Origin of the sequence: Kitasatospora sp. NPDC057542 (assembly GCF_042801945.1) — a bacterium.
Classification (GTDB): domain Bacteria; phylum Actinomycetota; class Actinomycetes; order Streptomycetales; family Streptomycetaceae; genus Kitasatospora.
In genome coordinates, this window is the sequence record NZ_JBHVFE010000546.1 from 1 (window position 1) to 5467 (window position 5467).

Here is a 5467-nt window from a genome sequence, read left to right on the forward strand (position 1 = left end):
GTGCGGGGCGGCCCGCCCCGCACCGAGGGACCGCTCGGTACCGGGTGGATCCGGCGATCATCGGCCGCACCTGCCCCTTTGTAGGCCCGCCGGCCGGGGTTCTCGACCCTGCGGGGCGGGCTGTGCCGGACAGGACGGCTCATCGTTGAACGGGATCGAGCGCCAGACCCGTTCCTGAAGCTCGCGGATGCAGGGCCCGCAGGCATACATGGGCGCCTGGGCGCCGGCGACGTGAGCGGGGCCGATCCACAGGACACGGGTCCACTGTTGGCCGCAGTGCAGCCGGCAGAAGCCGTCGACCCAGGCGTTGCCGTCGTCGGTCGCCGGCGGGTCGGGCACGTCGCCGCGGGCGAACCCGGCGACGCCGGGGATCACGATGGGCGGCTCGGGCAGCACGGGATCACCTTCCCGGGCTGTGCCCGCCATCGGATTCAGCGGCTCCGTCCGCTTCCAGCCCGTCGATCGGTGCCCACTCGTGTTCCAGGATCGAGTAGGTGATCGAGTCGCGCCAGGCGCCGTGAACGAAGACGTGGTCGCGGATCCGGCCGTCCTCGGTCATCCCGGCCCGGAGCAGGGTCCGGGCCGATGCCTCGTTGAGCGGGGAGCGGGCGGCCCAGATGCGGTGCAGGCCGAGGCTGTTGAAGCCGAGGGCGCACAGCAGGTGGACGGTCTCGGTGCCGAGGCCCTTGCCCCATGTGGCCGGGTGGAGGGCGAAGCCGATGGTGGCGGCCTGCTGCGGCTCGGTGGCCAGGCGCGCGTAGCCGATCAGCCGATGTTCGCCGCGCCGGGTGATGGCGAGGCAGTACTCGGTGCGCGGGGTGGCGTGTGCGGAGTCGATGGAGCGGGCGGTGATCGCTTCGACCTGTTCGCGGGTGCGGGGTTCGAAGCTGAGGTGCCGGGTGGCCTCGGGGTCGCCGTAGATGGCCAGGAGGGCTTCGGTGTCCTCGGGTTCGACTTCGCGCAGTGCCAGGTTGGGGCCGGTCAGGTGGAGTGGGGTCATGGCTGCGGAGCCTATCCGTGGGGTCACCGGACGAGGGCCGAGGTGGGGGCGGCCCCCGCCTCGCGATACTGGGGCTGCCTCCCGATCCTCGGCGACCTCGCCCAGCAGAGCATCGCCGGCCTCGGCCTCGACCGCCTGACCGCGATCCTCCAGGACGTCGAGAACGTGTGCGGCACCGATCTGCTCATGCCCACCTTCACCACCGTCCAGGAACTCGCCGGCCGCGACTACCCCGGCACCGGCTCCGCTGGCGGCGCGGAGAAGGTCTCCTTCCAGGTCGTCACCGCACACGCCCGCTCCATCGCCTGCCTCATCGCCGACGGCGTCCTGCCCGCCGAGGACGGCCCGCGGGCGCCGGTGCGGTCGGTTCGGGAGGTGTCCCGGCCGACCCCATCGCCGTCAGGGCGGACGGGATCGTAGACGGGCGTCGACTGTGCCAGGTGGAGCAGTGTGGTCAACTGCTCCACGGAGCGGACCTCCCGTAGCGTGCAGGTCAGCTACCCGACAGCGCGGCGAAGGTCTCCTCCACCGCCTTGCACGTGGCCGACAGATCGTCGGCGGTGACCGCGGCTGAGACGAACCAACAGGCCGATCCGTACGCGTTCACGTGGACGCCCCGCTTGAGCAGTTCGTGGCGGAACGCCGCGTAGCGGGCGGTGTCGGCATTGAGGAGGTCCCGGTACTGCGTGGTGGGGGTGCCGCTGGGGGTGAACACGACCTGGAACATGGCCCCGACGCCCTGGACCGCGCAGGGCACGCCGCGGTCGTGGGCGGCCCGTCGGACGGTTTCCATGATCTGGCGGCCGGCCGTGTCGATGTGCTCGGTGACCTCCGGGCGCCTCAGCTCCCGCAGGGTGGCCAGGGCTGCGGTCGCGCACAGGGGGGAGGCGTTGTAGGTGCCGCCGTGCTTGACACGGCCGGTGGCGAGAGCTTCCATCACCTCGCGTCGACCGGCGAAAGCGGCGATGGGCAGACCGCCCCCCAGGGCCTTGGCGTAGGTCGCGAGGTCGGGGACGACCCCGAACAGGGCTTGCGCGCCGCCCGGTGCGGTCCGGAAGCCGGTGCAGATCTCGTCGAAGATCAGCACGATGCCGTGTCGTGTGCACTCCTGCCGCAGCACCTCCAGGAATCCGGGTACGGGCATCGTGCAGGCGTTGTTCGCGACGATCGGCTCGCAGATGGCGGCGGCCAGTTCGCCCCGGTGAGCGTCGAGTGCGGCGCGCAGGGCGGCGGGGTCGTTCCACGGGCAGACCACGACGTCGTCCACGACCCCGTCAGGGATGCCCGGAGAGTGCGGTACGGGGTGGGGCCGGTCGTACGGGCCCGCGTCGTCTGCGGCGGGCCGGTTGGAGACCGCCAGCACGTCGGTCCAACCGTGGTAGTGGCCCTCGAACTTGAGGACCTTCGTCCGCCCGGTGTGGCCCCGGGCGGCGCGCACGGCCCCCTGGACGGCCTCGCTGCCGGAGTTGGCGAACCGAACGAGGTCTGCGCACGGAACCATCTCCCGCATGAGCTCGGCGAGTTCGACCTCCGCGGTGTTGCAGGTGCCGAACATCGTGCCGCTGTGCAGCACCGGCTCCAGGGCCTCGGTGAGAACGGCGGGCGCGTGTCCGAGGACGGCGCTGCCGTAGGCGGCCAGGTAGTCGATGTACTCGTTGCCGTCGACGTCCCGGATGCGCGCTCCGCGGCCTTCGGCCATGTACAGCGGGTACGGGTGCGGGCCGGTGGACGTCAGCCGGGCGGAGGAGCTGATGCCGCCGGCGAGGGACTTCCGTGCCCGCTCGTACCAGACGCGGCTGCCGTCGGTGCCGTTCGGCGCCTGGATGTCGCCAATCATGTGCTGCTCCTGATTCGAGGGTTGGGTGGGTGGGCACGCTCGGATGACCGGCGTGCCCGGGTGGGGCCGTGGGACGAGAAGGGGAGATGTCAGGTGGTCGTGCGCACAGCGGTCGTCACGGGAGCGGGACGCGGCATCGGGCGGGCCTGCGCGTTGGGCCTGCTGGCCGACGGGTGGACGGTGGTGCTCGTCGGGCGCCGCACGGAGCCACTGGAGGAGACCGCCGCCCTCGCCCCGGCCGATCAGCGCGACCGGGCTGTGCCGATGCCCGCCGACATCACGGATCCCGAGGCGGTGGACGCCCTCTTCGACGCCGTGGCGCGCCGGTACGGCCGGCTCGACCTGCTGTTCAACAACGCCGCCGACGTCATGCCGTACGTCCCCGTCGAGGAGGTGAGCGTGGCGGACTGGCACCGCGTCATGGGTTCCATCGCCACCGGCACCTTCCTGTGCTCCCAGGCCGCGTTCCGGCTGATGAAGGACCAGGATCCGCGGGGCGGGCGGATCATCAACAACGGCGCCCCCTCCGCGCAGGTCCCGCGGCCGGATTCGATCGCGTTCACCGCGGCCAAGCACGCCGTCGCCGGGATGACCCGCTCGCTGTCCCTGGACGGCCGGCGCTACGACATCTCCTGCGGCCAGATCGACATCGGCAACGTCACCCCCGAGGACCGGCCGCAGCCGGCCGTGCGGCAGGCGGACGGCTCGCTGCGGGTCGAGCCCACCATGGACGTGCGGCACGTGGTGGACATGGTCCGGGCCATGGCCGCCCTCCCGCGCGGGGTGAACATCCAGTCAGTCCTGGTCATGCCCAGCTCCATGCCGTACGTCGGCCGGGGATAGCCCCGCCACGTACGCGGGCGTCCACCGGTCGGGAACCAGCCGGTCGGCCGTGGCCCAGGCGAGCATCCGGTGCAGACCGTCGAGGTGGATCAGCCCCCCGCGCACCGTCAGGTGTTCGTAGTCGGGGCCGGGCATCGGAACCGTGCTCAGGAACAGGGGTAGCGGTGACGCGGTGGCCTGTCGGGCGAGTTTGGCCGCGCACAGCGGATTGGTCGTGGCGTAGGTGGCGTGCAGACGGGTCAGCCGGCGGGCGGCGTCGGCCACGGTGAGGCCGGTGCGGGGGATCAGCTCCACCTCCCCGTCCTCGCCCAGGTGCCACGGGAGCACCACCCGCAGGACCTCCGGACCGTCCAACAGCACCCTGTGCCAACGGCCTTGAAGAGTGGACTGCGCGTTGCGGATATGGCCCTGGGCCTCGTCGTTGGAGTTGGCGCTGTCCTGCGGGTCGCAGGGGTGCTGTTGCGCGAAGTGGTCCATGACCGCCTCGAACGGTACGGCCTCCAGAACCCTCATGCCCCTGTCCTCACTGCCGGGACGTACTCGGTGAAGTGCCGCTCGGCGAAGAGTTCCGGCCAGCGCTCGCGGGCCAGACCCCTGCGGTGGGCGACGTCCAGGACCTGCCGCCAGTACGGCTTGACAGGCGGCCAGAGCGCGCCCGTGCGGCAGTAGGAGGCGTCGATCATGTACCGCGGCCCGGCCTCCGGCACGGCGGGAGGACGGCGGGTGTGGAAGAGGGCGGAGTGCAGCACCACGGTCGATCCCGGCGGCAGGTCGTCGATCAGCGCCTCTCCCGGGATCTCGTCCGTGCCCAGGTGGCCGCGGGCCTGCTTGCCGAGGTGCTCCCGGTGCGAGCCGGGCAGGACCACCAGAGCGCCCATGCCGGGGCGCAGGCCGTGGATGTAGTGCAGGGCGTGGACCATCGGGTGGCGACGACCGCTTCCGGCCGGCTGCTCGTAGTCGTGGTGCCAGCTCTTACCCGCGCCGGCGCACGGACGGCGGTCACTGTGCAGGTGGTGGAAGACGAAGGAGCGGCCGAGCAGTTCGCTCCTGGAGAGCAGGTCCAGCAGCGGTGGATGCACCGCCAACTCGCCGTGCGCCTCCAGGTCCAGCTCGACGAGCTTGGGCGCCGTGGCGCCGACGGGGCGCAGGCAGGCATCGATCGACTGCTGCCGCCAACCGGCGTCCACCCAGTAGTCCACCTCGCCTGCGAGGCGTTCGACGAGGGCGGGTGGAAGCCAGCCCGGGAGTACCAGGCACCCCCGCTCGGAGAACTCCCGAACCTGCACATCGACCGCCGCGACATCCACCATAGGCGGATACACCCCCCTGTATTCATGCGCCCGCAGCCTCGGGGACACGATGATGCCCGAGAGTGTCTATCCGATGGCGGACCGTGCCATACCTGTGCGACGGCAAGTGACTGAAAGGGATCGGACCGTCCGTGACGGCCTGGGGGACTCGGTACGACGACCTCGCCTGGCGAGCCGGCAGGGTCCGGGCCTTTGGGTGCCGGCTTCGGCTCGGACGGCTTCGGCACGTGCCGGATGCGTGTCAGAACGGGTGGTGAACGGCGGCCAGTAGCGGTCTGCGTCGGGTGTCCGGCGGGCTGGTTGCGCTGACATCGCCGAAAGTCAGGAGCACTTTCCGGCCCGGAGCACCAAAGAGTTCCGAGCTCTGCGCCCTCGTCGAACAGCCGTCGCGTGTCAACGAGCACGGACACCAGGGCGGATGTCGCGGCGCACCGCCGTGGCACCGCATGAACCGGGCGCCTGGGGCCGGTCGTGGCC

General features: G+C 71.5%; 7 protein-coding genes. 2 read left to right on the forward strand and 5 right to left on the reverse strand.

The window, feature by feature from the left end:
* Window positions 1–57: 57 nt before the first annotated feature.
* Window positions 58–396, reverse strand: coding sequence for a hypothetical protein (locus tag ACFU7Y_RS39090; protein WP_380771207.1), 339 nt, complete (start codon window positions 394–396; stop codon window positions 58–60).
* 4 nt (window positions 397–400) lie between these two features.
* Window positions 401–1000, reverse strand: a complete 600-nt coding sequence (locus ACFU7Y_RS39095) for a GNAT family N-acetyltransferase (RefSeq protein WP_380771208.1) — start codon at window positions 998–1000, stop codon at window positions 401–403.
* A 42-nt stretch (window positions 1001–1042) separates the two neighbouring features.
* On the opposite strand from ACFU7Y_RS39095, the gene ACFU7Y_RS39100 reads away from it, so the two are divergent.
* Window positions 1043–1420, forward strand: a complete 378-nt coding sequence (locus tag ACFU7Y_RS39100) for an alanine--tRNA ligase-related protein (RefSeq protein WP_380771209.1) — start codon at window positions 1043–1045, stop codon at window positions 1418–1420.
* 73 nt (window positions 1421–1493) lie between these two features.
* Here the strand turns inward: ACFU7Y_RS39100 and ACFU7Y_RS39105 are convergent, their stop codons facing one another.
* Window positions 1494–2837, reverse strand: a complete 1344-nt coding sequence (locus ACFU7Y_RS39105; RefSeq protein WP_380771210.1) for an aspartate aminotransferase family protein — start codon at window positions 2835–2837, stop codon at window positions 1494–1496.
* Window positions 2838–2930: 93 nt separating this feature from the next.
* Between ACFU7Y_RS39105 and ACFU7Y_RS39110 the strand changes: the two genes are divergently transcribed.
* Window positions 2931–3680 (forward strand): SDR family oxidoreductase, encoded by a 750-nt coding sequence (locus ACFU7Y_RS39110; protein ID WP_224277290.1) that lies wholly within the window; start codon window positions 2931–2933, stop codon window positions 3678–3680.
* On the opposite strand, the gene ACFU7Y_RS39115 is transcribed toward ACFU7Y_RS39110, so the two are convergent.
* Both ACFU7Y_RS39115 and ACFU7Y_RS39120 read right to left on the reverse strand, forming a co-directional pair.
* Complete coding sequence (locus ACFU7Y_RS39115; RefSeq protein WP_380771211.1) at window positions 3633–4193, reverse strand: DUF6309 family protein; 561 nt, start codon at window positions 4191–4193, stop codon at window positions 3633–3635. The genes ACFU7Y_RS39110 and ACFU7Y_RS39115 overlap by 48 nt on opposite strands.
* On the reverse strand, window positions 4190–4990 hold the full coding sequence (locus tag ACFU7Y_RS39120; RefSeq protein ID WP_380771213.1) for a phytanoyl-CoA dioxygenase family protein: 801 nt from the start codon (window positions 4988–4990) through the stop codon (window positions 4190–4192). Before ACFU7Y_RS39120 ends, ACFU7Y_RS39115 begins: the two co-directional genes overlap by 4 nt.
* Between the last annotated feature and the right edge of the window lie 477 nt (window positions 4991–5467).

Coding starts and splice junctions, on each gene's coding strand:
- ACFU7Y_RS39095 (WP_380771208.1), bottom strand. CDS start 1,000: ATGACCCCACTCCACCTGACCGGCCCCAACCTGGCACTGCGCGAAGTC.
- ACFU7Y_RS39105 (WP_380771210.1), bottom strand. CDS start 2,837: ATGATTGGCGACATCCAGGCGCCGAACGGCACCGACGGCAGCCGCGTC.
- ACFU7Y_RS39115 (WP_380771211.1), bottom strand. CDS start 4,193: ATGAGGGTTCTGGAGGCCGTACCGTTCGAGGCGGTCATGGACCACTTC.
- ACFU7Y_RS39120 (WP_380771213.1), bottom strand. CDS start 4,990: ATGGTGGATGTCGCGGCGGTCGATGTGCAGGTTCGGGAGTTCTCCGAG.